This is a genomic window from Streptomyces noursei, assembly GCF_016917755.1.
GTDB lineage: Bacteria > Actinomycetota > Actinomycetes > Streptomycetales > Streptomycetaceae > Streptomyces > Streptomyces yunnanensis.
In genome coordinates this window covers 5,072,476-5,099,104 of sequence record NZ_CP070326.1, presented here as the reverse complement: position 1 = coordinate 5,099,104, position 26,629 = coordinate 5,072,476, and the positions used below count along the sequence as shown (strand labels likewise).

Genomic DNA, 26,629 nt, shown 5'->3' with positions numbered 1-26,629 from the left:
GCCCTCGCCGCTCTCCCTCAACGGCCCCGCACCGGCATCACCACCGCCGTGAAACTCCCCTGGTCCGCGGACCGGACGACGACGGGTTGGTCCGCCGACGCGATCTCCAGCAACACATCGGGCCCCACCCCGGCCTCCAACACCGGCACCAGGACCGCCGGGTCGAAGGCGATCCGCAGCCCGGGCCCGATGCGGACCGCGGGCAGCCGGACCGCGTCGGGCTCCCCGCCCGACACCTCCAGCGCCCCGTCCGTGGCACCCTCCGCAACCGGCGCCACGACCGCCCCGAACGCCAGCGACACCACAGCCCCGCCCCGGTCCGCCACCGCGTCCCGCAGCCCTGCCCGGTCCACGATCACCCGGTGCCGCGCATCAGCCAGCCCCGTCAACATCAGCCGGTAGTCCGGGAACTCCCCCGGCTCGCCCACTCCGGCGGCCCCCGTGCCCGGGGCCCCCGGCTCCCAGGGCTCCGCCCCGCTCCACAACCGCACCCGCGCGACTCCGGAAGCGTCCACCACGGCCGGACACTCCACCTCGACCGCCCGCTGCCGCACCGCCCACTCCGCCATCCGGCGCGCGGCATCCACCGCGATCAGCACCCGCCGCGGTCCGCCCTCGAAGACCTCCGGTCGCAGCCCGCGCACCGCCAGCCGATAGCGGTCGGTGGCCACCAACCGCACCTCTCCGTCGGCGAGTTCGAGCAGCACGGACCCCAGCACCGGGAACTCCTCCGCCGCCGCACCGACCGCCGCCGCGGGCGCCACCTGCCGCACCGCGCTGGCGAGCTCCGGCCCGTCCACCCGAGCCCGCGCCGCACCGACGCGAGACACCGGCCCCTCGGGCGTCTCGTACAGAAAGCCCTCCGCCACGGCCCGTGCCTCGTCCGCCGCCCGCCGGGTCCGCTCCAGGTGGGCCCGCAGCACGTTCCGGGCCGCGTCCTCGGGACCGTCGAGCACGGTCTCGACGTCCACCAACGGCAGCCCCGCCGCCCGCAGTTGCCGCAGCTGTGCCGCCCGCGCCACCTGCCGGGCCGCATAGCGCCGGTACCCCGTGGCAGCGTCCACCCGGTCCGGCCGCAGCACCCCGCAGTCGTCGTAGAAGCGCAGCGCGCTCGGCGTCAGTCCCACCCGCCGGGCGAACGCGCCGATGCCCAGGAGTTCCCCGTCGTCGTCCATGGCGGCGATTCTGGGGCTTCGACCAACCTGAAGGTCAAACCGGCCGCGCCCCGGCGCACCGTTCGGGCCCGTCCCCGGCCGCGCCAGCAGCCGGTCGAGCGCCCGCCGGACCCGTCCCGCTCGTCTCCGCGTCAGAGCGTCTTGATCGTGCCACCGTCGATGACGTAGTCCGCGCCTGTGATGTTCCCGGCCACGTCGGAGAGCAGGAAGGTGATCAGCGCCGCCACCTCCCGCGGTTCGGTGATCCGCCCGCTGGTGATCGCGAACGCCTCCGGGAGCTGCCGGAGGAACGCCGCGTGCTCCGCACCGGCGTTCGCCGCCACCTTGCCGCCGAAGCTCTCCGGGTCCTCCCAGATGGCCGTCCGCACGACGCCCGGCGAGACGGTGTTCACGCGTACGCCCCGCGGCCCGAACTCCTCGGCCAGCGACTTCCCGACCGCGGCCAGGGCCGCCTTGGCCGCGCTGTAGGCGACCGGACCGGCCGCGGGCAGCCGGGAGTTGATGGAGGAGACGTTGACGATCGCGCCACGGCGCTCGATCAGGCTGGGCAGCGCGGCGCGGGCGGCACGGACCGCGCTCAGCAGATTGAGGTCGAAGATGGCGCCCCACTGGGCGTCATCGGTGTCCATGAATCCGACGGGCTCCACGGCGTCCCCGGCGCCGACGTTGTTCACCAGCAGGTCGATCCCGCCCAGCTCCGCGAAGGCGCTGTCCATCAGGGTCGCCACGCCGTCGGCGGTGCTCAGGTCGGCGGAGACCGCGAAGGCGCCGCTCTCCTTGAGCTCCGGGGTGAGGGTGCGGGCCGCTCCGACGACCCGTACCCCCTCGTCGATCAGCGCCCGGACGGTGGCCAGTCCGATGCCGCGGCTGGCACCGGTGACGACGGCGGTCTTGTCGGTGAGGTTGAGCTGCATGACACTCCGATCCTGACATCAATTCTTGAACTGTGGGTACAAAATTTGGGCAGCGCGAGACCCGCGGAAACCCCGAGGTCCCAACGGGTCAGAGGGAGTCGATGGTCGCGTCGATCACCCTGGAGAGCCGGTCCGGCCCCTCGGCGACCCGGGCCAGCAGCCGGAGGCCGACGGCGGTCGCCAACAACTGGCTCCCGATCGCCCGGGCATCACGGCCGGACGCGACCTCGCCCGCCCGCTGCCCCTCCTCGATCAGCGCGCGGAACGCGCCCTCGGTCCGGTCGAACATCCGGCGGACCAGCTCGGTCGCGGCCTCGTCGGTCATCGCGCGCTCCGCCGCGGTGTTGACGGCCAGACAGCCACGACGGTCCGGATCACCGAGGTCCAGCTCCACGAGAAGGCGCAACGCGTCGCGCAGCCGGTCCTTCACCGACCCGGACTGCTCCAGCAGGTCGATCAGGGCCTGCGCCTGGCCGTCCCGGTAGCGGACCAACGCCCGCTCGAACAGCGCGTGTTTGCTGCCGAAGGCGTTGTAGAGACTGCCCTTGCCGATACCGAGCGCGTCGACGAGGTCCTGCGGCGTCGTGGCGGCGTACCCCTTGCGCCAGAACACCTGCATGGCCTGCTCGACGGCGGCGTCCGGATCGAACTGCTTCGGCCTTCCCATGCGCAGCACAGTAGCACCATTCTTGACTCCGAGGTCAAAAATAGACCGGGCCCGCACTCCCCACGAGGAGATCCCCGCTCGGCTCAGGTCTGCGCCATGTCCACGAAGCGCGAGTAGTGGCCCTGGAACGCCACGGTGATCGTCGCCGTCGGGCCGTTACGGTGCTTCGCCACGATCAGGTCGGCCTCACCGGCCCGCGGCGACTCCTTCTCGTAGGCGTCCTCGCGGTGCAGCAGGATGACCATGTCGGCGTCCTGCTCGATGGAACCGGATTCACGCAGGTCGGAGACCATCGGCTTCTTGTCCGTACGCTGCTCGGGGCCACGGTTCAGCTGCGAGAGCGCGATCACCGGGAGCTCCAGCTCCTTGGCGAGCAGCTTGAGGTTACGGGACATGTCCGAGACCTCCTGCTGACGGCTCTCGGCGCGCTTGGAGCCGCCGGACTGCATCAGCTGCAGGTAGTCGATGACGACCAGCTTCAGCTCGTTCCGCTGCTTCAGCCGCCGGCATTTGGCGCGGATCTCCATCATCGAGAGGTTCGGCGAATCGTCGATGTAGAGCGGGGCCGCCGAGACGTCCGGCATGCGGCGCGCCAGCCGCGTCCAGTCGTCGTCGGTCATGCTGCCGGAACGCATGTGGTGCAGCGCCACCCGCGCCTCCGCTGACAGCAGACGCATCGCGATCTCGTTGCGCCCCATTTCGAGCGAGAAGATCACGCTCGGCAGGTTGTTCTTGATCGAGCAGGCCCGCGCGAAGTCCAGCGCGAGCGTCGACTTACCCATGGCCGGACGGGCCGCGATCACGATCATCTGGCCCGGATGCAGACCGTTGGTCAGCGCGTCGAGATCGGTGAACCCGGTCGGCACGCCCGTCATCTGGCCCTGCCGCGAGCCGATCGCCTCGATCTCGTCGAGCGCGCCCTCCATGATGTCGCCGAGCGGCAGATAGTCCTCGCTGGTCCGCTGCTCGGTGACGGCGTAGATCTCCGCCTGGGCCTTGTTGACGATCTCGTCGACGTCGCCGTCGGCGGCGTATCCCATCTGCGTGATCCGGGTGCCGGCCTCGACGAGGCGGCGGAGCACGGCCCGCTCGTGAACGATCTCGGCGTAGTACTCGGCGTTGGCGGCCGTCGGTACGGACTGGACCAGGGTGTGCAGATACGAGGCGCCGCCGACCCGGGCGATCTCACCGCGCTTGGTGAGCTCGGCCGCGATGGTGATCGGGTCGGCCGGCTCGCCCTTGGCGTAGAGGTCGAGGATCGCCTGGAAGACCAGCTCGTGGGCGGGACGGTAGAAGTCCTCGCCCTTGAGGACCTCGACGACGTCCGCGATGGCGTCCTTGGACAGCAGCATGCCGCCGAGCACGGACTGCTCGGCGTCGAGGTCCTGCGGCGGGACCCGCTCGAAGCCACCGGCCCAGGAACCGCCGCCGTCGTCGTCACGGTCCGGGCGGTCGCCGCGGCCCCGGCCCTTTCCCTCGCCCCGACGGGAGCGGGCGGCCGGCAGCAGGTCGCTGGGACCGGAGTCCGCCCAGGGGTCGTCCATGGGCTCGGGAATGCTCACCCCGGCACCTCCTCCCGTCCGCGACGCGGACCTTGCTGTGCGGTTCTTTCTACGGCACAGCCCTGACATTCGAGACGCCCGACTCCGGTTACGGCGCGTCGAGTTCGGACAGGTCTCACGGCCGGAACGGGGCGGTGGGCGCCGGTCCACGGTAGGCCCGCGCGCACCGTCCGCCAATCTGGTTATCCACAGGCCATGTGGATGACCGGCCGATAGCTGTGGAGAAGTCCCCAGATCCTGTGCACGGCCTGGGGGAAACTTCTGTGGACAAGCACACAATCACGCCACCCACACCCATCTGACCTGCACTTTTCTCATCCATAGGCTGTGGGGGAGAAAAACTTCGGCAACCTGTTCATGATCGCCGCGAACGCCACGCAGAAGGCGCCCCCACGCAGCACAAAGTAAGGATCACAGCACAGTTGCATCTATTACCTGTGGACGATTAGATTGCCCCTCATGACATCGGCCCCCGCGACGCCACGGCGCGCTCTCCGCCGCCATGACCGCGAGATCGTCGCGCTAGCCCTGCCCGCCTTCGGTTCCCTCGTCGCGGAGCCGCTCTTCGTCATGGTCGACAGCGCCGTCATCGGCCACCTCGGCACCCGCCAGCTCGCCGGTCTCGGCGTCGCCGCCGCCCTCCTCACAACCGCCGTCTCCGTCTTCGTCTTCCTCGCCTACGCCACCACCGCCGCGGTCGCCCGCCGGGTCGGCGCCGGCGACCTCCCCGCGGCGATACGTCAGGGCATGGACGGCATCTGGCTCGCCCTGCTGCTCGGCGCAGCCGTCATCGTCGTCGTCCTGCCCGCCGCCCCCTGGCTCGTCGACGTCTTCGGCGCCTCCCCGGCCGCCGCCCCGTACGCCACGACCTACCTGCGGATCAGCGCGCTCGGCATCCCCGCGATGCTGGTCGTCCTCGCCTCCACCGGAGTGCTCCGCGGCCTCCAGGACACCAGAACCCCGCTGTACGTCGCTATCGGCGGCTTCACCGCCAACGCCGCCCTCAACGCCGGACTGGTCTACCTCGCCGGACTCGGCATCGCCGGCTCCGCCTGGGGCACCGTCATCGCCCAGTGCGGCATGGCCGCCGTCTACCTCACCGTGGTGATCCGCGGCGCCCGTCGCCACGGCGCCTCGCTCCGCCCGGACGCCGCCGGGATCCGCGCCTGCGCCCAGGCCGGCGTCCCCCTGCTGATCCGTACGCTCTCGCTGCGTGCGGTGCTGATGATCGCCACCGCGGTAGCCGCCCGGCTCGGGGACGCCGAGGTCGCCGCCCACCAGATCGTCCTGTCCCTGTGGCAGCTCCTGTCCTTCGCGCTGGACGCCATCGCCATCGCCGGCCAGGCCATCATCGGGCGCTACCTCGGCGCCGGGGACCGGGACGGCGCTCGCGCCGCCTGTCGCCGGATGGTCCAGTGGGGCATCGTCTCCGGCATCGTCCTCGGCGCGCTGGTGGTGCTCGCCCGGCCACTGTTCATCCCCCTCTTCACCACCGATCCCGACGTCCGGCACCCGCTGCTCCTCACCCTTCTGGTCGTCGCGGTCACCCAGCCGGTCGCCGGCATCGTCTTCATCCTCGACGGGGTCCTCATGGGCGCGGGGGACGGGCCGTACCTCGCCGGGGCCATGGTGGTGACCCTGGCCGTGTTCGCCCCCGCGGCCCTCGCCGTACCGGCGCTGGGCGGCGGTCTGGTCGCACTGTGGTGGGCGATGGCGCTGATGATGACCGTGCGGATGCTGACGCTCTGGCTGCGCGCTCGCTCCGGACGGTGGATTGTGACCGGAGCCTCCCGCTGAAGCACCCACCGAACCCTGTCCCCGTGCAGATAATGACCTTGTGCGCTCGCTTGCCAGGAAATCGATCCTGCCCCTGACGCTCGTCATCGTGGGGGCAGCCGCAGTGGTGGGCTACGCAGCGGAGGAAACTCACCCGAGCAGAACCACCGGCGGCCACACCGGCTACGGCAAGTCCGGCGAGTCCGGCCACGCCCCCCAGGACCAGGAGCCCTCGGCCACCGCCGTGCCTCAGGACGGCAACGCCTACACCCCGCGCAGGACCGAGGAGAACGCCCGGATCGGCACCGTCTTCGAGAAGGACGACCACGGCGCCCACTTCTGCACCGCCAGCGTGGTGCAGAGCCCGAGCCGGAACATGCTGATCACCGCGGCCCACTGCGCCTTCGACCCGGACACCGGCAAGCCGGTGGACGACTTGGTCTTCGCCCCCGACTACCGCAACGGCGACGAACCCACCGGCCTGTGGAAGGTCAACAAGGTCGTGGTCGACGACCGCTGGGCCAAGTCTCAGGACGAGGACCTCGACGTCGCCTTCCTCGCCCTCGGCTCCAAGGACGGCAAGGAGATCCAGGACATCCTCGGCGGCAACACCCTCGGCATCGACCGCGGCTTCGACAACGAAGTCAAGATCACCGGCTATCCCACCAGCCGGGACACCCCGATCTCCTGCCAGAACCGCAGCACGAAGTTCAGCGACACCCAGATGCGCATCCAGTGCACCGACTTCGAGGGCGGTACCAGCGGCAGCCCCTGGCTGGCCGACTACGACCCCAAGAGCCACACTGGCACGGTCATCGGCGTCCTCGGCGGCCACGAGGGCGGCGGCGACGAGGACGACGTCTCCTACGCCGCCTACTTCGACGAGGACATCGCCAATCTCTACAAGCGCGCCCAGGACGAGGACTGACCCGCGCACCTGACCACCCACCCAACGCGAAGGGCCGTACCCCACGAGGGAGTACGGCCCTTCGGCGTTCAGCTGCGAGCTACGCTCAGGCGGCGATGACCTCGACGCCGAGCTTCGCAACGACCTCGGCGTGCAGACGCACCGAGACCTGGTGCGCGCCCAGGGTCTTGATCGGCGTACCGAGCTCAACGCGGCGCTTGTCGACGTCCGGACCACCAGCGGCCTTGATCGCCGAGGCGACGTCGGCCGGGGTGACGGAACCGAACAGACGGCCCGCGTCGCCGGCACGAACGGCCAGCTTCACGTTGACGCCCTCGAGCCGAGCCTTGACCTCGTTGGCCTGCTCGATCGTGGCGATCTCGCGGATCTTGCGACCGCGACGGATCTGCTCGACGTCCTTCTCGCCACCCTTGGTCCAGCGGATCGCGAAACCGCGCGGGACCAGGTAGTTGCGGGCGTACCCGTCCTTGACGTCAACGACGTCGCCGGCGGTGCCGAGGCCGGAGACCTCGTGGGTGAGGATGATCTTCATTTGTCGGTCACCCTTCCCTTATCGCGCGGTGGACGTGTAGGGCAGCAGCGCCATCTCACGGCTGTTCTTCACGGCCGTGGCGACGTCACGCTGGTGCTGAGTGCAGTTGCCGGTGACACGACGGGCACGGATCTTGCCGCGGTCGGAGATGAACTTCCGCAGCAGGTTCGTGTCCTTGTAGTCGACGTAGGAGATCTTCTCCTTGCAGAACACGCAAACCTTCTTCTTAGGCTTGCGAGCAGGCGGCTTCGCCATTGTCTCTCTCCAGTGAGTTCAAGAAGTATGTGCTGACGCCCTCAGGCCCCAGGCGACTCTCCGACCTCGTTTCACGTGAAACGTGCCGTTTCACGTGAAACATCGGTGGAAGAGCCCGTCGCCCGGACCTAGAAGGGCGGCTCGTCCGAGTAGCCGCCGCCGGAGCCGCCGGAGCCGCCGCCCCAGCCACCGCCGCCGCCACCCTGGCCACCGCCGGAAGGACCGCCGGTCGCCCACGGGTCGTCGGCCGGAGCGCCGCCACCCTGCTGACCGCCGCCGGGGCCACCGCCCCAGCCGCCGCCCTGCTGGCCGCCGCCCTGACCGCCGCCGAAGCCGCCACCGCCCTGGCCACCGCGACCGCCGGTCTTGGTGACCTTCGCCGTGGCGTTCCGCAGGCTCGCGCCCACTTCCTCGACGTCGAGCTCGTACACCGTGCGCTTCACGCCCTCGCGATCCTCGTAGGACCGCTGCTTGAGACGGCCCTGGACGATCACGCGGGTACCCCGCGTAAGGGACTCGGCGACGTTCTCCGCCGCCTGACGCCACACCGAGCAGGTCAGGAACAGGCTCTCGCCGTCCTTCCACTCATTGGTCTGACGGTCGAAGGTGCGGGGAGTGGACGCGACGCGGAACTTCGCGACCGCCGCACCGGACGGGGTGAAGCGCAGCTCGGGGTCGTCGACAAGATTGCCGACAACCGTGATGACGGTCTCGCCTGCCATTAGGGGAACCTCTCGGCGGGTGTGCTGCTGGCTGCTGGTGTTGCTGCTACTCGAACCCGGTTACCGCTGGACGCGTACGCGCTCAGTGGGTCTCGGGACGGAGGACCTTGGTCCGAAGAACCGACTCGTTCAGGTTCATCTGACGGTCGAGCTCCTTGACGACCGCAGGCTCGGCCTGCAGGTCGATGACGGAGTAGATGCCCTCGGGCTTCTTGTTGATCTCGTACGAGAGACGACGACGGCCCCAGGTGTCGACCTTCTCCACCTTTCCGTTGCCCTCACGGACGACGGAGAGGAAGTTCTCGATCAGGGGGGCGACAGCGCGCTCCTCCAGATCGGGGTCGAGGATGACCATCACCTCGTAGTGACGCATGGTGAACCCACCTCCTTTGGACTCAGCGGCCACGGTCGTTCCGTGGCAGGAGGGTCGTGATGCGTTCCGCGCCCGGCCCGCCGGATCGTCCGGGCAGACATGGGCGCAGACCGTACAGAGTACCTGCCTCCGCGCTTCCGGTTGAAATCCGCCCACCAGACCCCCCAATCTGGAACACAACGGGTGTGAGCGGCGTTACAGTGCGCCGCCCTGTCAGTGGAGGTGCCGCATGGCACAGGCAGCACGGACCCAACGGAATCTGCTCGCGATTCTCAACAGCGACGGCCAACCCCATCCCGTAGAGAACACCCTCGCGGTCGTGACCTTGGTGTTCGGCGCGATTGCCGCCCTCACCGCGCTCTCCCCCGGCCTGCACCTGGTCAGCTCATGGGTGGGCCTGATCGGCATCGGCACGGGCCTGTGGGGCCAGTACATCTCCTCGACGACGGCGGAACGCTTCCTGTTGATCATCGGGCTCGGCGCGTCGGGCGTCGGCTTCTACATCGGCCTGGCGCACGGCGGGCTCTTCGGCGGCGTCCTCGGCTAACCCGCACGCCACGGCATACGGGGCCCGGTCCCGTACGGCCCAGACGGGGCGCTCCCCGGTCACAGTAGGCTTCGGCGCGAGAGCCGGAGCCCCGACCAAGGGGACACACCAGCCGAGGAGCGCCCCGCATGAGCCTGACCCTGAGGACCATCAGCCGAGAGCAGCATCTGGCATACATCCAGAGCCTGCCCGCGGCGAGCCACATGCAGGTCCCGGCCTGGGCGGACGTGAAGGCCGAGTGGCGGTCCGAGAGCCTGGGCTGGTTCGACGCGTCCGGCGAGCTGGTCGGCGCCGGGCTGGTCCTGTACCGCCAGCTGCCCAAGATCAAGCGATACCTGGCCTACCTCCCCGAGGGCCCGGTCATCAACTGGTTCGCGCCGAATCTTGAGGAATGGCTGCGGCCGATGCTCGCCCACCTCAAGCAGCAGGGCGCCTTCTCCGTGAAGATGGGCCCGCCGGTCATCATCCGCCGCTGGGACTCCACCGCGATCAAGGCCGGCATCCAGAACCCCGACGTCAAGCGGCTGCGGGACGTCGAGGCCAGCCACATCGAACCGCGTGCCTTCGAGGTCGCCGACCGCCTGCGCCGCATGGGCTGGCAGCAGGGCGAGGACGGCGGTGCCGGCTTCGGCGATGTGCAGCCCCGCTACGTCTTCCAGGTGCCGCTGGCCGACCGCCCGCTGGAGGAGATCCACAAGGGCTTCAACCAGCTGTGGCGCCGCAACATCAAGAAGGCCGAGAAGGCCGGCGTCGAGGTCGTCCAGGGCGGCTACGAGGACCTGGCCGAATGGCAGCGGCTCTACGAGATCACCGCGAAGCGCGACCAGTTCCGGCCGCGTCCGCTCAGCTACTTCCAGCGCATGTGGTCCGCCCTCAACACCGAGGACCCCGACCGCATGCGGCTCTACTTCGCCCGCCACAACGGGGTGAACCTCTCCGCCGCGACCATGCTCATCGTCGGCGGGCACGTCTGGTACTCGTACGGCGCCTCGGACAACATCGGCCGCGAGGTCCGGCCCTCCAACGCGATGCAGTGGCGCATGCTGCAGGACTCCTACGCGGCCGGCGCCTCCGTCTACGACCTCCGCGGCATCAGCGACTCGCTGGACGAGAACGACCACCTCTTCGGTCTGATCCAGTTCAAGGTCGGCACCGGCGGGCAGGCGGCGGAGTACCTCGGTGAGTGGGACTTCCCACTCAACAAGCTCCTGCACAAGGCGCTCGACATCTACATGTCGCGTCGCTGACCGCTTCACCGCACCGTCCGCACTCCTGACACACCCTTGCCACGAGAAAGGTTCCGGGCCGGCCATGGCGCTCACCCTCTACGTCGACACCGCACGCTGGCGGGCGCATCAACAGAGCGTTCTCCAGCAGTTCCCCGGGCTGGTCCCGGTCTGCAAAGGCAACGGCTACGGCTTCGGCCACGAGCGCCTCGCCGAGGAGGCCACCCGGCTCGGCTCCGACATCCTCGCGGTCGGCACGACCTACGAAGCAGCCCAGATCAAGGACTTCTTCAGCGGTGATCTGCTGGTCCTGACCCCGTTCCGGCACGGCGAGGAGCCGGTGCCGCTGCCCGACCGGGCGATCCGCTCGGTCTCCTCGGTCGAAGGCGTGGGCGGGCTGGTCGGCGCCCGGGTCGTCATCGAGGTCATGAGCAGCATGAAGCGGCACGGCGTCAAGCCGGAGGACCTGCCGAAGCTTGCCGCGGCCATCGAGGACGTCCGGCTGGAGGGATTCGCGATCCACCTCCCGCTGGACCGCACCGACGGCTCCGACTCGGTCGACGAGGTCATCGGGTGGATGGACCAGCTGCGCGCCAACCGCCTGCCGCTCCACAGCATGTTCGTCAGCCACCTCAAGCCCGACGAGTTCGCCCGCCTCCAGCAGCAGTTCCCGCAGACCCGCTTCCGCGCGCGGATCGGCACGCGGCTGTGGCTCGGCGACCACGAGGCCACCGAGTACCGCGGCTCGGTGCTCGACGTCACCCGCGTCGCCAAGGGCGAGCGGTTCGGCTACCGCCAGCAGAAGGCGACCGCCGACGGCTACCTCGTCGTGGTGGCCGGTGGTACCTCGCACGGCGTCGGCCTGGAGTCGCCCAAGGCGCTGCACGGCGTGATGCCGCGCGCCAAGGGCGTGGCCCGTGCCGGCCTGGCGACCGTCAACCGCAACCTCGCACCGTACGTCTGGGCCGGCAAGCAGCGCTGGTTCGCCGAGCCCCCGCACATGCAGGTGTCGATCCTGTTCGTCCCGGGGGACGCCCCCGAGCCCAAGGTGGGCGAGGAGCTGGTGGCCCATCTGCGGCACACCACCACGCAGTACGACCGCGTCGTGGACCGCTGAGCCGACCGGCCCGGCGCCCACCGACGTCCAGGGCCCGGTGCGGCGGAACGTTCCGCTGCACCGGGCCCTGACGCTTGTGCCGTCCCGCTCAGTCCCGTACGGCGCCCCAGCTCACCCGTGGCGCACCCTCGAAGTGCACCGCGTGCCGCGGCGCGCGGTGCGCCTGCCCGAGCACGAACACGTCGGGCCTCCGGTCCAGAACGCCCCCCGACGGGTCGTCGTCGCCGTCCCTGCGGACCACGTCGCGCTCCGGCAGCAGGATGTCCCGGACGACCACGGCGCACAGGTAGAGCGTGCCGAGCAGGTGCAGCGCGATAGCCAGTTGATAGCCCTCGGGCGGAAGCCCCTGATGCTTGTCGCCGTTGCCGGTGTAGGCCAGGTACATCCAGATCCCCAGGAAGTACATGACCTCGCACGCCTGCCAGATCAAGAAGTCCCGCCAGCGCGGGCGGGCCAACGCCGCCAGCGGGACCAGCCACAGGACGTACTGCGGCGAGTAGACCTTGTTGGTGAGGATGAACAGCGCCACGACGAGGAAGGCAAGTTGCGCGAAGCGGGGCCGGCGCGGTGCGTAGAGCGTCAGCAGCGCGAGACCGCCACAGCCCAGGATCATCAGCAGCGACGCGTAGAGGTTGGCGTTCTCCAACGGGTTGCCGGTGCGTTGCGAGATCAGCAGCCAGATCGAGCCGAAGTCGATGGGCCGCTCCTGGCTGAAGGTGTAGAACTTCGCCCAGCCCTCCCGGATGTGGAACCCGGCCCCGTCGTGGACGAGCATCACCGGAAGGTTCACCGCCAGCCAGGACACCACCGCGCCGAGGACGGCCCGCCCGTACGCGCGCCACGTGCCCGCACGCCAGCACAGCACCAGCAACGGGCCCAGCAACAGCACCGGATACAGCTTCGCCGCGGTCGCCAGCCCGATCAGGACGCCGGCCGCCAGCGGTCGGCTGCGAGACCACAGCAGCATCCCGGCGGCCGTCAGCGCGACGGCCAGCAGGTCCCAGTTGATGGTCGCGGTCAGGGCGAAGGCCGGTGCCAGGGCCACGAGCAGCCCGTCCCAGGGGCGCCGGCGGTGGGTACGGGCCACGCACACCGCGATGACGGCCGCGCAGACCATCAGCATGCCGGCGTTGACCAGCCAGTAGATCTGCTCCCGGTCCTGGATCGCCCCGCCGTGCGGGGTCACCCAGGAGGCGATCTCCATGAAGAGCCCGGTCAGCACCGGGTACTCCAGGTACTGCATATCGCCAGGGAGCTTGTCGAAGTACGGAATCAGCCCGTCGGCGAAGCCCCGGCCCGCGTAGAGGTGGGGAATGTCCGAGTAGCAGGCATGGATGTACTGGCTGGTGGCGCCGAAGAACCACCCCCCGTTGTAGCAGGGCAGCTTCTGCACCATGCCGAGCGCGAACATGCCGATGGCGACGAGCGCGACGACCCGCACCGGCGTCAGCCAGTACGTCCCGAGCAGCGCGCGCCGGCCGATCGGCCCGCCGATCAGCTCGCTGCCGGCCGCGGCCACCTCATCCCGTCTCGTCGGCCGCACGGGCTCGTCCTGTCGCAGGCTCGTCATGGCCCCATCCTGCCGTACGCGACGGGGACGAACGCGACGAAGCCCCCGCCCGGTCGCACCGGGTCGGGGGCTTCGTGGAGCCGTGTTTCACGTGAAACGGCGGTCGTTTCACGTGAAACGCTCAGCGGATATCAGCCGCCTGTGGGCCCGCCGAAGATGCCTCCTCCGCCAGTGCTCCCACCACTGGTCGGGTCGGGCGAGGTCGGCGGCGTCCCGCCGGTGTCACCACCGGGTCCGCCGGGGCCACCGCCGGTGCCCCCACCGTTGTGCCCGCCGTGGTTCTTGCAGCGGACGTCCCAGGGAGTGCAGGTCTCGGTCGGAGTCGCAGTCGGGGTCTGCGTCGGGGAGGCCGAGGTGCTGGGCGTACTCGACGGGGTCGGCGGCGCCAAGGTCGGGGTGGGCGTCGGCGTGGGCGACGGCATACCGGTCTCGTTGATGACCTGCCCGATCGGCTGGGCCGCGGGGAAGTCCGTCGAGGGAAGACCGTCCATCGCCTGCAACATGTACTGCGTCCACACCTCGGTCGGCAGCGCACCACCGTGGATCGAGTCGAAACCACCGACGCCGTTCATGGACAGCTGGCGCGGGTTCTGGGCGTCCTCACGGAACATGGTGATGGCCGTCGACAGCTGCTTGGTGTAGCCGACGAACCAGGCCGACTTGTTCTCGTCCGTGGTACCCGTCTTGCCCGCCGCCGGCTTCCCCAGCTTCTTGGCCGCCTTGCCCGTACCGTTCTGGATCACGTTCTCCAACACGTCGGTGACGTTGTTGGCGATGTTCGGATCGATCGCCGAGCGCGCCGAGGGCTTGTCGAAGCCATCCAGCTCCTTGCCCTCGGAGGTCACCTTGATCACCGAGTAGGGCTCCGCCTGCATGCCGGAGGCGGCGAAGGTGGCGTAGGCGTCGGCCATCCGGATCGCGCTCGGCGTGGACGTGCCCAGCGCGAAGGACGGGTTGAGGTTCCTGTCGAAGCTGCTCGGCGCGATGCCCGCGGTCTGCGCCATGTCCCGCACCTTGGCCATCCCGACGTCCATGCCGAGCTGGACGAACGGGGTGTTGACCGACTGCTCCATCGCCTTCCGCAAGGTGATGTAGCCCCAGGGATGATCGCTCTCGTTCACCTGGTAGAAGGGCGTGTTGTCCTTCTTGAGGACATAGGTACCGTCCGGCTTCCTCACCTTGAGGTGGTCGTCGCCGTTGTACTTGCTGTCCGGCGAGAGCGCCTGACCGTCGCCGACCTTCCCGTACTTCATCGCAGCGGCGAGGACGAACGGCTTCCAGGTCGAGCCGACCGGCACGCCGTAGGTGTCGGCGTTGTTGCTGAAGTGCCCCTGGTCGTATCCGTCACCGCCGTACAGAGCCACGATCTTGCCGTCTCCGGGCACCACCGAAGCACCGCCGAACTGGACGTACTTGTCCTTTTCGGGACGCAACTTCGGGTTGATGTAGCGGTCGTTGACCTGCTTGACCGCGGCGGCGAGTTCCTTGGTCTTCTTCTCGTCGAAGGTCGTCTGGATCGTGTAGCCGCCCTTGTCGAAGCGCGCCTCGCTGATGTCCGGGCGGTGCTTGAGGACGTACTTCTTGGCGACATCGATCAGATAGCCGATCTGGCCGCCCTTACTGGCCCCCGCCTTGGGCTTCTGCGGCATCGGGAAGCCCTTGGCCTTCCACTTGGCTGCCTCCGCCGCCGGCAGATGGTGGTTCTCCACCATGCGGTCGAGGATCCACGACCAACGCTCCTTGGCGCGTGCGGTGTTCAGGGCCGGGGTGGCGTTACCCCCTATACCGCCTGCCGGGTCGTAGAGGTTCGCGCCCTTGAGCGTGGCGGCCAGGAAGGCCGACTCGCTCGCGTTCAACTTCGGGGCGTCCTTGCCGTAGTACGCCTGGGCCGCTGCCTGGATCCCGTAGGCGCCACGACCGAAGTAGCTGGTGTTCAGGTAGCCCGCGAGGATCTCGGGCTTCGTCTGCTTCCAGCCGACCTTGATCGAGATGAAGAGTTCCTTGAACTTCCGGGTGATGGTCTGTTCCTGGCTCAGCATGGCGTTCTTGACGTACTGCTGAGTGATGGTCGAGCCACCCTGGGTGTCACCGCCCCGGGCCATGTTGACCAGGGCCCGGAGGATGCCCATGGGGTCGACACCGTGGTCCTGCCGGAAAGACGCGTTCTCTGCCGAAATCACCGCTTCCTGCATGGACACCGGGATTTCGCTGATACCGACCACCTGGCGGTTGGTCTCGCCGTCACGGGCCATGACCTTGCCATCGGCCCAGAGGTAGACGTTGTTCTGCGACATGGCGGCCTTGTTCACGTCGGGCACCTGCACCAACGCGAGACCGACGCCGGCCACGCCGACGACCAGACCGGCGACCGCGACGCACATGCTGGCCACCTGTTTCCAGGACGGCATCCACCGCCGCCAGCCGGTGCGGTTGGAGCGCGGGTAGTCGATGAAGCGCTTCTTGGGCGGATTGCCACCGCCACGACCGCGGCCCCGGCCCCCTTCTCCACCACCTCCGCCGCCGCCACGGCGACCCCCGCCGCCATGGCCGACGCCGCCGCCGGAAGCCATCTCCGCAGCATCGGGAGCCCGCCGACGACTGCCTCGTTGGGCAGCCCGACGGGCCTCGGCACGCCCGCCCGGCCGCGGCTGCGGCGGCGGGGGCGTGGCACCAACACCCGGCGAAGGGGCAGCGCGACGTCCGGAAGGCGCTCCGGCGCGTCTGGCAGCGGCACGCCCGCCACCTTGCGGCTGGGGTGGTTTGCGACGGTGCTCGCTCATGGAACGAATACTCCTCGGGCAGGCGCGCTCTCTCGTCGCCTGAAGGCGGCAGTTCTCTTCAGGTACCCCCGATGCACGACCCGCTCCTGACGCGCGGGCCGCATTACACCGAGGTCAGGGACGTCACGTATAGGCCCACGGTTCCCGGCAGTCTGCATGCCGCACAGACTACGCACGGCCAAAACCTGCCCAGTGTTGAAATTCACTCCAAATCAGTCAGGTTGGATCGCACGAATAAGTGATGTGACGCCGTTCACCGTCCGACTACTTGTCCCACCCAGGGCCCCGTTCTATCGTCTGGATGTATCGAGTCGATACATCAGCACGAGATAAAGACCGCACAGGACCTAGGAGGCGGAGGATGAGCAGGCGTTCGGGGATCCTCGAATTCGCCGTCCTCGGTCTCCTCCGGGAATCCCCGATGCACGGTTACGAGTTGCGGAAGCGGCTCAACACCTCGCTCGGGGTCTTCCGCGCGTTCAGCTACGGCACCCTCTATCCCTGCCTCAAGGCGCTGGTCGCCAACGGCTGGTTGGTGGAGGAAACGAGCGGCGGCCCGGAGGATGTTCCCGCCACGGCACTGACCGGGCGCCGAGCCAAGATCGTCTACCGGCTGACCCCGGCGGGCAAAGAGCACTTCGAAGAACTGCTCAGCCACTCCGGTCCCGATGCCTGGGAGGACGAACACTTCGGTGTCCGCTTCGCGTTCTTCGGCCAGACGTCGCGGGACGTGCGGATGCGCGTGCTGGAAGGCCGCCGCAGTCGGCTGGAGGAGCGCCTGGAAAAAATGCGCACCTCCCTGACCAGGACCCGCGAGCGGCTGGACGACTACACCCTCGAACTGCAGCGGCACGGCATGGAGTCCGTGGAGCGCGAAGTCCGTTGGCTGAACGAGCTCATCGAGAGTGAGCGCGCCGGGCGCGATCAGCGCGCACCGGAAGCTGCAGCGCAGGACGAGCACAACCAGTCAGGAGACACGGGCGGCCCGCCCCGGCACCGGGGCGGTTCCCGGCTGGATCCGTCCGAATGACACCACCACATGAGGCCCTGCCGTGCAGGCCCTCATCGAGATCACAGGGAGCAACCGGAATGGGTTCGGTTCGCGTAGCCATTGTCGGCGTGGGCAACTGCGCCGCCTCGCTGGTACAGGGCGTCGAGTATTACAAGGACGCCAACCCGGACAGCCGCGTGCCCGGCCTCATGCACGTGCAGTTCGGCGACTACCACGTCCGTGACGTGGAGTTCGTGGCCGCCTTCGACATCGACGCCAAGAAGGTCGGCCTGGACCTCGCGGACGCCATCGGCGCCAGCGAGAACAACACCATCAAGATCTGCGACGTGCCGAACACCGGTGTCCAGGTCCAGCGTGGCCACACCCTCGACGGGCTGGGCAAGTACTACCGGGAAACGATCGAGGAGTCCTCGGAGGCCCCGGTCGACGTCGTCCAGATCCTGAAGGACAAGCAGGTCGACGTCCTGGTCTGCTACCTCCCCGTCGGCTCCGAAGACGCGGCGAAGTACTACGCCCAGTGCGCCATCGACGCCAAGGTCGCGTTCGTCAACGCCCTCCCGGTCTTCATCGCCGGCACCAAGGAGTGGGCGGACAAGTTCACCGAGGCCGGCGTGCCGATCGTCGGTGACGACATCAAGTCGCAGGTCGGCGCCACCATCACGCACCGTGTGATGGCCAAGCTCTTCGAGGACCGCGGCGTCATCCTCGACCGCACGATGCAGCTGAACGTCGGCGGCAACATGGACTTCAAGAACATGCTCGAACGCGAGCGCCTGGAGTCCAAGAAGATCTCCAAGACGCAGGCCGTCACCTCCCAGATCCCCGACCGCGAGCTGGGCGAGAAGAACGTCCACATCGGCCCGTCCGACTACGTGGCCTGGCTGGACGACCGCAAGTGGGCCTACGTCCGCCTCGAAGGCCGCGCCTTCGGCGACGTCCCGCTGAACCTGGAGTACAAGCTCGAGGTCTGGGACTCCCCGAACTCCGCGGGCGTCATCATCGACGCGCTGCGCGCCGCCAAGATCGCCAAGGACCGCGGCATCGGCGGCCCGATCCTGTCGGCGTCCTCGTACTTCATGAAGTCCCCGCCGGTCCAGTACTTCGACGACGAGGCGCGGGAGAACGTCGAGAAGTTCATCCGCGGCGAGGTCGAGCGCTAACACGCTCCCCGCACCCTCCCTCCGCCGGCCTCCGGGTATTCCTCCCGGAGGCCGGCGGGCTGTGTGAGGCTGTGCCTCATGCATGCTGTGCGCGATCTCCGCGTATTACTCCGGCTACGCGACTTCCGCTCGCTCCTGGCCGCACGGCTCCTCTCCCAGGCCGCCGACGGCGTGTTCCAGGCAGCACTCGCCACCTTCGTCATCTTCTCGCCCGAGAAACAGGCGTCCCCCGAGGCGATCGCCTCCGCCATGGCGATCCTGCTGCTGCCGTACTCCCTCCTCGGGCCGTTCACCGGTGTCCTGCTGGACCGCTGGCGCCGGCGGCAGGTCCTGCTGTACGGCAATCTGCTGCGCACCCTGCTCGGGGTGATCACCGCGGTGCTGATCGCGGCACAGGTCCCGGATTGGCTCTTCTACGTCTCCGCACTGCTCGTGACCGCCGTGAACCGCTTCGTCCTGGCGGGCCTTTCCGCCGCGCTGCCGCGCGTGGTCGACGGCGGACAGCAGCTGGTGATGGCCAACTCCCTTGCTCCCACGGCCGGGACGATCGCGATGACCGCCGGCGGCGGACTCGCCTTCGGCATCCGGCTGGCCGGCGCGAACGTGGACACGTACGTGGTGATACTGGCCGCGCTGCTGTACCTCTGCTCCGCCCTCACCGCACTGCGGATGGCACCGCAGCTGCTCGGACCGGACACCTCGGTCCTCCAACCCCACGTGAAAGAAGCCGTGTTGAGCACCGTGCGGGGACTGGTGGAGGGGTTGCGCCATCTCGCCGCGCGTCCCACCCCGGCCGGCGCGCTCGCCGTGATGACGCTGGTGCGCTTCTGCTACGGCGCGCTGACGGTCATGGTGCTGATGCTGTGCCGGTACGCCTGGTCCAGCAGCACGTCCCAGGGCCTGGCCCTGCTCGGGATAACCGTCGCCGTGTCAGGAGCCGGCTTCTTTGCCGCCGCGGTGGTCACTCCCTGGGCCGTCGCACGGCTCACCGCCTTCGGCTGGATGGCCAGTTGTGCCGCGGCGGGCGCGGTGCTCGCTCCCGCGCTCGGGCTGTTCTTCCACCCGGCACCGATGCTGGTGGCCGCGTTCGTCCTCGGCCTGGGCACCCAAGGAACCAAGATCACCACGGACACGGTGGTCCAGTCCTCGGTCGACGACGCCTTCCGCGGCCGCATCTTCGCCATCTACGACGTGCTGTTCAACGTCGCCTTCGTGGGCGCCGCCGCGGTCGCCGCCCTGATGCTGCCGCCCGACGGACGGTCCGCGGTACTGATCGTCGTGGTGGCCGCGCTCTACGCCGTGGTGGCGGTGGCCCTGCTCCGCTTCGGACGTCCGTTGCACGCCGCTTCCCGGTAGACGGCCGCCTCGCCCGTGCGGCACAACGCCGGAGCGGATACGTTACGGGCGTCATTCAGACGTTCGGACACATCGTTTCGGACACACCGCTATCGGGGGAACTCGCATGACCACACCGCCGCACGGGCACAACCCATACGGCCAGACCCCATACGGGCAGCAGCCATACGGCCAAGCTCTCTATCCGCAGGCCCCTCAGCCGCCCCAGGCTCCGTATGGTCCGCCCCCGGTCGGGCAGCCGCAGGGCGGGTACGCCTACCCCCAGCAACCCCAACCGCCGTACGGGCAGCAGCCGCAGCCGGGTTACCCACAGACCCCGACCCCGCCCTATGTGCAGGGTGGGGGCCCGGTGCCTCCGCAGCCCAGCCGCCCTTCCCGGTCGCCCAAGGCCGTCCTGAAGGCCATCGTCGCGGTCGTCGCGCTGATCGGTATCGGGGTGATCTGGGTCAGCAGCTGGAGCGACGCCGACAACGCCGAGGTCGGCAACTGCATGAAGAACGAGGGCAACGCGATCAAGCCCGATCTCAAGGTGGTGGACTGCGGTACGGCAGAGGCCAAGTACAAAGTGACGGCCGTCCACTCCAACACCACGAACATGGAGCTCTGCCCCAAGAACACCACGGCCTACGCCGAGAGCCAGCGCCATCGCCGGTCCACCACCCGGTTCGTGCTCTGCCTTGAGACGCTGAAGTAGAGCCCGGTCCCGACCCTCGAACGCCGCGGGGCGGTGTTTCACGTGAAACGGCCGGTCATGTGCCGCCGTGTTTCACGTGAAACACCGCCCCGTCGCGCTCAGCCCGGTTTCACGTGAAACATCGCCGGTTTCACGGTCGCACAGGCTTCGGCGGCCTCAACTCTGAGCAGCCCACCACTCCTTGAGGGCAGCCACCGCGGACTCATGCTCCATCGGGCCGTGCTCCAGCCGCAGCTCCAGCATGTGCTTGTACGCCTTGCCGACCTGCGGGCCGGGCCCGATGCCCAAGATCCCCATGATCGCGTTGCCGTCCAGGTCCGGGCGGATCGCGTCCAACTCCTCCTGCTCCTGAAGCAGCGCGATGCGGTCCTCCAGGCCGTCATAGGCCCGCGACAAGGCAGACGCCTTGCGCTTGTTGCGGGTGGTGCAGTCCGAGCGGGTCAGCTTGTGCAGGCGCTCCAGCTGCGGGCCGGCGTCCCGGACATAGCGGCGAACCGCGGAGTCCGTCCACTCGCCCGTGCCGTAGCCGTGGAACCGCAGATGCAGCTCCACCAGGTGCGAAACGTCCTTGATCAGGTCGTTGGAGTACTTCAGGGCGGTCATGCGCTTCTTGGTCATCTTTGCCCCGACCACTTCGTGGTGGTGGAAGGAGACCCGACCGTCCTTCTCGAAGCGCCGCGTCCTGGGCTTGCCGATGTCGTGCAGCAGCGCCGCCAGCCGGAGCACCAGGTCGGGCCCCTCGTCCTCCAGGTCGATGGCCTGCTCCAGCACCGTCAGCGTGTGCTCGTAGACGTCCTTGTGACGGTGGTGCTCATCGCTCTCCAGACGCAGTGCGGGCAGCTCCGGCAGCACCCGGTCGGCGAGCCCGGATTCGACCAGCAGCCGCAGGCCCTTGCGCGGGTTCGGGGCGAGGATCAGCTTGTTCAGCTCGTCACGGACCCGCTCCGCGGAGACGATCTCGATGCGCTCCGCCATCTCCCTCATCGCCGCGATGACCTCGGGCGCCACCTCGAAGTCCAGCTGGGCGGCGAAGCGGGCGGCCCGCATCATCCGCAGCGGATCGTCGGAGAACGACTCCTGAGGCGTCCCCGGGGTCCGCAGCACGCGGGCCGCCAGGTCCTCCAGACCGTTGTGCGGGTCGACGAACTCCTTCTGCGGCAGCAGCACCGCCATGGCGTTGACCGTGAAGTCCCGACGGATCAGATCGTCCTCGATCGATTCGCCGTAGGAGACCTCGGGCTTGCGCGAGGTCCGGTCGTACGCCTCGGAGCGGTAGGTCGTGATCTCAATGTCGAACGAGTCCTTCTTGCAGCCGACCGTGCCGAAGGCGATGCCGACCTCCCAGACCGCGTCCGCCCACGGCCGGACGATCTTCAGCACGTCCTCCGGCCGGGCGTCCGTGGTGAAGTCCAGGTCGTTCCCGAGCCGGCCGAGCAGCGCGTCCCGGACCGACCCGCCGACCAGGGCAAGCGTGAACCCGGCCTCCTGGAAGCGACGGGCCAGGTCGTCAGCGACGGGGGACACCCGTAGCAGCTCGCTCACGGCACGGCGCTGGACGTGGTTCAGCGCGTCCGTCGGCTGCGGAGTCCGCTCGGGCTGCGGGGTGGGGAAGTCATTGTTGGCGTTCGGCACAACAGAAAAGGGTACGTGGCCGCGCACCACCCCGACGTCACGTTATTAAAGGGGACAAGGGTGCACGGACCCCCAACGCAATGATCATGTGGCGCAGTCCCCGGCACTACGGCGCGCCGGGCCTCGTTACCATTCGTGGACGCACATTCCGACGACCACTGACGACGACGAGGGACGGGCGAGCGCGTGGCCGATGCGGCAGGGTTCCAGGCGACTGAACGGCCGCGTGGCCGGTGGCTGCGAAGGACCGTGACGCTGCTCACCGGTGTGCCCCTGCTCGTAGGAACGCTGCAGGTCCCACACGCCTCCGCCGCCGACGCAGCCTCGGACGCCTCGCACCCGGTCAACGTGACGATCAACGCGATGTCGCCGGCCGCTCCCGGCAAGGACGACACCGTCACCGTCTCCGGGACGCTGACCAACGACAGCAAGAGCGCGATCACCAACGCCCACGTCGGGCTGCACCGCGGCGCCGCGCTCAACGACCGCAGCTCCATCGAGGCTGTGACCAAGCGCACCGGCTATCTGCCGGGAGCCGACGGCAAGGAAATCGGCGACCACACCGAGAAGATCGACAAGCTGGACCCGGGCACCAGCCGGACCTTCACCGTGAACGTCCCGGTCAAGGACCTCGGCCTCAGCGACGACGGTGTCTATCCGCTCGGGGTCACCCTCTCCGGCCACGCCCCCGGCTCGTCCTACGACCAGGTCCTCGGCATCGACCGGACCTTCCTGCCCTGGCAGGACGCCGCCCCGGCGAAGAAGACCCAGCTCACCTACCTGTGGCCGTTGATCTCCAGCACCCACCTCACGGCCGAGACCGGTGCCGACGCCCAGCAGACGCCGGTCTTCCGGAACGACGACCTCGCCGCGGAGATCGCCGACGGCGGCCGGCTCCAGAAGATGGTCGAGCTCGGCAAGAACCTCCCGGTGACCTTCGTCATCGACCCCGACCTGCTCGCGACCGTCGACGCGATGACCAAGCCGTACCGCGTGCACGGCCCGGACGGTCCGATGGGCAAGAACCAGGCCGTCGCCAAGCAGTGGCTCAACGACCTCGAGAACGCCGTGAAGGGCCATGAGGTCGTCGCCCTGCCGTTCGGCGACCCGGACCTGGCCTCGCTGGCGCACCACGGCAAGAGCGTGCCCAGTGCACTCAGCCACCTCGGCCCGGCCACCGAGCTCGCCTCGAAGACCGTGGACACCATCCTCAGCGTGAAGCCGCGAACCGACTTCACATGGCCGGTCAACGGCGCGATCGACTCCTCGATCATCGATGTCGCCACCTCGGCCGGCGCCCACAACGTCATCACCCGCAGCGACAGCCTCCGGGACAACAGCCTGTCGTACACCCCGACCGCGGCTCGGCCCATCGGCGGCGGCAACACCGCCATCGTCACCGACACCCAGCTGTCCCGGGCCTTCGAAGGCGACATGTCGAAGTCCGGGAACGCCAGCCTGGCGATCCAGGAGTTCCTCGCCGAGGCCCAGATGATCGGCCTGGAGAACCCGGAGCAGCAGCGCAGCATCGTCGTCGCGCCGCAGCGGATGCCCTCGGTCAGCCAGGCGCAGGCGATGGCCGGCGCGCTGCGGAACCTGGAGTCGGCCGGCTGGGCCCAGCCGACGAAGCTCGGCGACGCCGCCAAGGCCAAGCCCGACCCGGACGCCAACCGCCAGATCCCCGGCCGGGCCGCGTACCCGTCGCTGCTGCGCCAGCAGGAGCTCCCCACCGACGCCTTCCGACAGATCGAGGACACGCAGGCCGCGCTGGACGACTTCCGAGTGGTCCTGGCCCAGCCGGAACGCGTGGTCACCCCGTTCGGCAGCGCCATAATGCGCGAGATGTCCACATCGTGGCGGGGCGACCCCAAGGGCGCGGCCGCCTTCCGCGCCTCGGTCCGCAGCTACCTCGACGGCCTGACCAAGAAGGTCCATCTGATCCCGAAGTCGGAGGCGACGCTCTCCGGGCGCAGCGCCACGATTCCGGTGACGGTCCAGAACAACCTCCTGCAGGGCGTCCAGGGACTCACCCTGCGGCTGACCTCGTCGCAGCCCAACCGCCTGGACGTGGGGAAGTCCCAGCAGATCAAGGTGGACGGCGGGCACAGCCAGTCGTTCAAGTTCGAGACCACGGCGAACGCCAACGGTCTCGCCTGGGTGACCGCCCAGCTCTACACCTCGGACGGCAAGCCCTACGGTGAGCCGATGACGTTCCGGGTGAACGTCACCGAGATCACCGCGACTGTGATGCTCGTCATCGCAGGCGGCGTCCTGCTGCTCGTGCTCGCCGGCGTCCGGATCTACCTCCAGCGCAAGCGGGCGGCGGCAGAGGACACCGAGGACGAGGAAAACGGCGAGGACAACGGCGGTTCCCCCGCCGAAGACCAGGACGGCGACAACGGCGGCACGGGCGGTGAGGGCCCCGAGCAGCCGAGTGACCCGGCGCCGGACACCGGATCTGAGAAGTCTGGGCCGTCCGGCTCAGGTGAGAAAGTGGACCGTTGATAGACGACGGGGCCGGAGGGCCGGCGACGGATGAGGTGGGGCAGCGATGAATGCGCCGTATGACGGTGGCCGCGGCCGGGGCGCCCATGGCGATCCCTCGGGGGCGGTCCCTCCGACGCCGCCGTTGCCCACGGACCAGGACCACTACGTCCAGGACGCCTACCGCAACGATCCGCACCAGGCACCGGCACCGGCACCGGCCCACGATCTTGCGCACGGCGATCCTGACGCGACGGTGCAGTTCGCCGGCGGCGACGCGCTGATGGCCCAGGGCGCCGAGGATCGCTCCGAGCGGGACGCCTTCGCGCATCTCTACCGGGATCAGCAGCAGCCCTACCAGCCGCCGCACCCCGCACCGTCCCCCATGACCCAGCAGGCGCCCACGATGGCCCCCGGCCCGGAGCCGGTGGCTCAGCAGCTCACCGAGGAGCCCGAGCCGGAGCCCGCCCCGGTGGCGGCGGCCGGCAAGCAGTCCGGAGGCCGCGCCTCGGGACTGCTGAAGTCCAGCGCCGTGATGGCCGCCGGCACGATGGTGTCCCGTCTGACCGGCTTCGTCCGCTCGGCGTTGATCGTCGCGGCGCTCGGCGGCGCGGTGCTCGGTGACTCCTGGCAGGTGGCCTACCAGCTGCCGACGATGATCTTCATCCTGACCATCGGCGGCGGTCTGAACTCCGTCTTCGTCCCCCAGCTCGTCCGCGCGATGAAGGAGGACGAGGACGGCGGCGAGGCATACGCCAACCGGCTGCTCACCCTCGTCATCGTCGTGCTGGGCATCCTGACGATACTTGCGGTGTTCGCGGCGCCACTGTTGGTGAAACTGGTCTCGTTCGACATCTCCCGCAACCCGGCGGCCAACGAAGTCGCGGTCGCCTTCACCCGCTACTGCGTGCCCACGATCTTCTTCATGGGCCTGCACGTCGTCATGGGCCAGATCCTCAACGCCCGCGGCCGCTTCGGCGCGATGATGTGGACCCCGGTCCTCAACAACATCGTCATGATCGCCACCTTCGGCCTGTTCATCTGGGTCTACGGCACAGCGAAGACCTCGCACATCGGCGTCACCACGATCCCGGACGACGGCATCAGGCTGCTCGGCATCGGCACCCTGCTGGGCCTGGTGGTCCAGGCGCTGGCGATGATCCCGTACCTGCGCGACGCCGACTTCAAGCTGCGGCTCCGGTTCGACTGGCGCGGCCACGGCCTGGGCAAGGCCGCCAAGCTCGCCAAGTGGACGGTGCTGTTCGTCCTCGCCAACCAGGCAGGCGTCCTGGTCGTCACCCAGCTCTCCACCTGGGCAGGCAACACCGCGGACCGGCAGGGCCACCCGGGCACCGGGTTCATCTCCTACGCCAGCGCCCAGCTGATCTGGAACATGCCGCAGGCGATCATCACCGTCTCCGTCATGGCCGCCCTGCTGCCGCGGCTGGCGCGCTCCGCCCACGACGGCGACACCGGAGCGGTCCGGGACGACATGTCCCAGGGTCTGCGCACCTCGGCCGTCGCCATCGTCCCGATCTCGTTCGGGTTCCTCTCCCTCGGCATCCCGCTGTGCACGCTGGTCTACGGCTCGTCCGGCGCCGGTATCCCGATGGGCTACATGCTGATGGCCTTCGGTGTGGGCCTGATCCCGTTCTCGGTGCAGTACGTCGTCCTGCGCGCCTTCTACGCGTACGAGGACACCCGCACCCCCTTCTACAACACGGTGATCGTCGCCGGCGTCAACGCCGCGGCCTCCGCCCTCTGCTTCCTGGTCCTGCCCGCCCGCTGGGCCGTGGTGGGCATGGCGGCGTCCTACGGCCTTGCCTACGTCATCGGCGTCGGCGTCGCCTGGCGCCGCCTCAGCAAGCGGATGGACGGCGACCTGGACACCGCGCACGTGGTGCGGACCTACGCGCGACTGGCCGGCGCCAGCATCCCGGCCACGATCGTCTCCGGCGCCCTGGTGTACGTCCTGATGCAGGCGCTCGGCACCGGATTCGTCGGCTCGCTCGCCGCGCTCATCGGCGGCGCCGCCGCACTTCTGGCCGTCTTCTACCTCGCCGCCCGAAAAATGCGGATCGAGGAGCTGAACGCCCTGGTGGGCATGGTCAGGTCCAAGCTGGGACGCTGACGGGGCACAACCATCG

The 26,629-nt window shown here is 69.0% G+C and carries 22 protein-coding genes; 11 read left to right on the top strand and 11 right to left on the bottom strand.

The window, feature by feature from the left end:
* Window positions 1–17: 17 nt before the first annotated feature.
* From JNO44_RS22480 to dnaB, 4 genes are all read right to left on the bottom strand, one after another.
* Window positions 18–1,175: a MerR family transcriptional regulator gene (locus JNO44_RS22480; protein ID WP_205365834.1), complete on the bottom strand. Its 1,158-nt coding sequence runs from the start codon at window positions 1,173–1,175 to the stop codon at window positions 18–20.
* Between the two features lie 131 nt (window positions 1,176–1,306).
* Window positions 1,307–2,089 (bottom strand): oxidoreductase, encoded by a 783-nt coding sequence (locus JNO44_RS22475; protein ID WP_205365833.1) that lies wholly within the window; start codon window positions 2,087–2,089, stop codon window positions 1,307–1,309.
* An 88-nt stretch (window positions 2,090–2,177) separates the two neighbouring features.
* Window positions 2,178–2,756 (bottom strand): TetR/AcrR family transcriptional regulator, encoded by a 579-nt coding sequence (locus tag JNO44_RS22470; RefSeq protein WP_205365832.1) that lies wholly within the window; start codon window positions 2,754–2,756, stop codon window positions 2,178–2,180.
* Window positions 2,757–2,839: 83 nt separating this feature from the next.
* Window positions 2,840–4,300 carry a replicative DNA helicase gene (gene dnaB, locus JNO44_RS22465; protein ID WP_039634668.1) on the bottom strand — a complete coding sequence of 487 codons (1,461 nt, stop codon included), beginning with the start codon at window positions 4,298–4,300 and terminating at the stop codon, window positions 2,840–2,842.
* 477 nt (window positions 4,301–4,777) lie between these two features.
* Here dnaB and JNO44_RS22460 point away from each other — a divergent pair, with 477 nt between their 5' ends.
* Together JNO44_RS22460 and JNO44_RS22455 are read left to right on the top strand one after the other, a co-directional pair.
* Complete coding sequence (locus tag JNO44_RS22460) at window positions 4,778–6,115, top strand: MATE family efflux transporter (RefSeq protein ID WP_205365831.1); 1,338 nt, start codon at window positions 4,778–4,780, stop codon at window positions 6,113–6,115.
* An 88-nt stretch (window positions 6,116–6,203) separates the two neighbouring features.
* Window positions 6,204–7,022 (top strand): trypsin-like serine peptidase, encoded by an 819-nt coding sequence (locus tag JNO44_RS22455; RefSeq protein WP_240167615.1) that lies wholly within the window; start codon window positions 6,204–6,206, stop codon window positions 7,020–7,022.
* Between the two features lie 85 nt (window positions 7,023–7,107).
* Here the strand turns inward: JNO44_RS22455 and rplI are convergent, their stop codons facing one another.
* The 4 genes from rplI to rpsF all read right to left on the bottom strand — a co-directional run bounded on the left by rplI (window position 7,108) and on the right by rpsF (window position 8,904).
* On the bottom strand, window positions 7,108–7,554 hold the full coding sequence (gene rplI, locus JNO44_RS22450; protein ID WP_189858611.1) for a 50S ribosomal protein L9: 447 nt from the start codon (window positions 7,552–7,554) through the stop codon (window positions 7,108–7,110).
* 18 nt (window positions 7,555–7,572) lie between these two features.
* Entirely contained in the window at window positions 7,573–7,809 is a 237-nt protein-coding gene (gene rpsR / locus JNO44_RS22445; RefSeq protein ID WP_003978893.1) for a 30S ribosomal protein S18, read from the bottom strand.
* A gap of 128 nt (window positions 7,810–7,937) precedes the next feature.
* Window positions 7,938–8,531, bottom strand: a complete 594-nt coding sequence (locus JNO44_RS22440; protein WP_205365829.1) for a single-stranded DNA-binding protein — start codon at window positions 8,529–8,531, stop codon at window positions 7,938–7,940.
* Between the two features lie 82 nt (window positions 8,532–8,613).
* Window positions 8,614–8,904, bottom strand: a complete 291-nt coding sequence (rpsF, locus tag JNO44_RS22435; protein WP_018542659.1) for a 30S ribosomal protein S6 — start codon at window positions 8,902–8,904, stop codon at window positions 8,614–8,616.
* Window positions 8,905–9,133: 229 nt separating this feature from the next.
* Here rpsF and JNO44_RS22430 point away from each other — a divergent pair, with 229 nt between their 5' ends.
* The 3 genes from JNO44_RS22430 (at window position 9,134) to JNO44_RS22420 (ending at window position 11,794) form a co-directional block, all read left to right on the top strand.
* Window positions 9,134–9,451, top strand: coding sequence for a hypothetical protein (locus JNO44_RS22430; protein WP_067349171.1), 318 nt, complete (start codon window positions 9,134–9,136; stop codon window positions 9,449–9,451).
* A 128-nt stretch (window positions 9,452–9,579) separates the two neighbouring features.
* On the top strand, window positions 9,580–10,698 hold the full coding sequence (locus tag JNO44_RS22425) for a lipid II:glycine glycyltransferase FemX (RefSeq protein ID WP_039634685.1): 1,119 nt from the start codon (window positions 9,580–9,582) through the stop codon (window positions 10,696–10,698).
* Between the two features lie 64 nt (window positions 10,699–10,762).
* Complete coding sequence (locus JNO44_RS22420) at window positions 10,763–11,794, top strand: alanine racemase (protein WP_205365828.1); 1,032 nt, start codon at window positions 10,763–10,765, stop codon at window positions 11,792–11,794.
* Window positions 11,795–11,882: 88 nt separating this feature from the next.
* Here the strand turns inward: JNO44_RS22420 and JNO44_RS22415 are convergent, their stop codons facing one another.
* Together JNO44_RS22415 and JNO44_RS22410 are read right to left on the bottom strand one after the other, a co-directional pair.
* Complete coding sequence (locus tag JNO44_RS22415; protein ID WP_205365827.1) at window positions 11,883–13,364, bottom strand: glycosyltransferase family 87 protein; 1,482 nt, start codon at window positions 13,362–13,364, stop codon at window positions 11,883–11,885.
* A 131-nt stretch (window positions 13,365–13,495) separates the two neighbouring features.
* On the bottom strand, window positions 13,496–16,144 hold the full coding sequence (locus JNO44_RS22410; RefSeq protein WP_420882668.1) for a transglycosylase domain-containing protein: 2,649 nt from the start codon (window positions 16,142–16,144) through the stop codon (window positions 13,496–13,498).
* 361 nt (window positions 16,145–16,505) lie between these two features.
* Between JNO44_RS22410 and JNO44_RS22405 the strand changes: the two genes are divergently transcribed.
* From JNO44_RS22405 to JNO44_RS22390, 4 genes are all read left to right on the top strand, one after another.
* Window positions 16,506–17,174 carry a PadR family transcriptional regulator gene (locus JNO44_RS22405; protein WP_205365826.1) on the top strand — a complete coding sequence of 223 codons (669 nt, stop codon included), beginning with the start codon at window positions 16,506–16,508 and terminating at the stop codon, window positions 17,172–17,174.
* 59 nt (window positions 17,175–17,233) lie between these two features.
* Window positions 17,234–18,316: an inositol-3-phosphate synthase gene (locus JNO44_RS22400; RefSeq protein ID WP_205365825.1), complete on the top strand. Its 1,083-nt coding sequence runs from the start codon at window positions 17,234–17,236 to the stop codon at window positions 18,314–18,316.
* Window positions 18,317–18,394: 78 nt separating this feature from the next.
* Window positions 18,395–19,672 (top strand): MFS transporter, encoded by a 1,278-nt coding sequence (locus JNO44_RS22395; protein WP_205365824.1) that lies wholly within the window; start codon window positions 18,395–18,397, stop codon window positions 19,670–19,672.
* Between the two features lie 349 nt (window positions 19,673–20,021).
* The gene (locus JNO44_RS22390) at window positions 20,022–20,366 is read left to right on the top strand and encodes an LppU/SCO3897 family protein (protein ID WP_205365823.1); all 345 of its coding nucleotides are present in this window, start codon (window positions 20,022–20,024) and stop codon (window positions 20,364–20,366) included.
* Between the two features lie 156 nt (window positions 20,367–20,522).
* Here the strand turns inward: JNO44_RS22390 and JNO44_RS22385 are convergent, their stop codons facing one another.
* Complete coding sequence (locus JNO44_RS22385) at window positions 20,523–21,998, bottom strand: CCA tRNA nucleotidyltransferase (RefSeq protein ID WP_205365822.1); 1,476 nt, start codon at window positions 21,996–21,998, stop codon at window positions 20,523–20,525.
* Between the two features lie 249 nt (window positions 21,999–22,247).
* On the opposite strand from JNO44_RS22385, the gene JNO44_RS22380 reads away from it, so the two are divergent.
* Window positions 22,248–24,503: a DUF6049 family protein gene (locus JNO44_RS22380; RefSeq protein WP_205365821.1), complete on the top strand. Its 2,256-nt coding sequence runs from the start codon at window positions 22,248–22,250 to the stop codon at window positions 24,501–24,503.
* Window positions 24,504–24,549: 46 nt separating this feature from the next.
* Window positions 24,550–26,613, top strand: a complete 2,064-nt coding sequence (gene murJ / locus JNO44_RS22375; protein ID WP_205365820.1) for a murein biosynthesis integral membrane protein MurJ — start codon at window positions 24,550–24,552, stop codon at window positions 26,611–26,613.
* Window positions 26,614–26,629 lie beyond the last annotated feature (16 nt).